1 protein-coding gene is annotated in these 1238 nt (G+C 46.8%); it reads left to right on the top strand.

Annotation, left to right across the window (positions count from 1 at the left end; translation table 11 throughout):
• Positions 1–739 precede the first annotated feature (739 nt).
• A partial coding sequence (locus I6E40_RS10565; protein ID WP_235387220.1) for a hypothetical protein occupies positions 740–1238 on the top strand: 499 nt, incomplete at its 3' end.

The raw sequence follows: 1238 nt of genomic DNA, 5'->3' as shown, positions 1-1238 counted from the left end.
AAGTTTTTTTAATGTTCATCCCGCAAAACCCGCCAACTACCTAAAAACCAAAGACTTAAGGAAAAGACACTTTTGACTCAAAATTTTGAGTCAAGGGAAGCCGCTAATACTCAAAGCGTTAGGCGAAAAATTTGCCCATTATTTTTCTCACTTCCCCGCCGACCCTACACTCCACACGCCGCCCGAAACTGACCCTACATACTCTGCCACGAAACCCTACATCATGTAAGGTTTTATGTAGGATTTACCGACCAAACCCTACACACCTAACACCGCTGATAATCAAATTTAAAACCCGTCTTGTGTAGGATTTGCCGAGAGTGTATGACCCCCTTGAAAACCGTATAGGTCGGAAAGGCGAAAACGCGCGTTTGCGCGCGAATCCTACTTACTTTTTCAAGTTGTGCGGTTTTTGTCGTTATGATGATAGTAATTTAAGACTTCTTGACAAATGGGCAAAAGAAAATAGTGGGCAAAAAACTTGCATTCGCCTTTTTCGGAACGTATATTTGCAAACGGATTTGGCCAGTAAGAACCACTACTGTAATAGGTTAGCAACGCAATGGGATTCATCTTGACGCTTCGGTCAAGACAGGGTGAGGTATTACCTTTTCCGAACGCCTTTCCGAACGCCTTTCTGAACGCCTTCTCGGACGGTTTCCGAACGCTTTCCGAACCCCGCGAACACACTGCTTCGAACCAAAATAATTCATATATTAATCATTTAAATTTCAAAGTAATGAGCAAAAGTTTGAAGATCCTTTTGGCGAAAAGATTAGTCAAGGACATCTTCGCAAATCTTGGGGACCTCTTCGCGTTGATGGCGAAGGGTCCCCTCCCGATGAGAAAGAAATACGAGTGGCAGACCCCCGACTTCTTCGCCACTCCTCCGGCGTCTCATGTGCAGAATGTACAAGAAATGCAGGCAGCGAAAGAAACACAAGAACCGCAGGCAGCGCAGGCAGCACAGGCTGTCGCTCAATCCCCAAAAGCCCCTCGTTCCCCAAAAGCCCATCAGGCACAAGACGTTTCAAAGAAAAAAACCGGAAGAACGGCAGATTTCTACGTACGCCCGAGTCAGGTGAAGGAAGTGATTGAGGCACAGTGGGAAGTGCGCTGCAACGCCACGAACTTCGCACCCGAGGCGCGCCGCAAAGGAGAAGATGCCCCCTTCAGAGTCATGGACGAAAGACTCCAAAACTCCATCATCTGGAGCGTACAAGAAATATATCCCAACT

Source organism: Prevotellamassilia timonensis, from assembly GCF_021531665.1.
GTDB lineage: Bacteria > Bacteroidota > Bacteroidia > Bacteroidales > Bacteroidaceae > Alloprevotella.
Note: the sequence above shows the minus strand (reverse complement) of the source record. Positions and strands in the feature narration are given on the sequence as shown.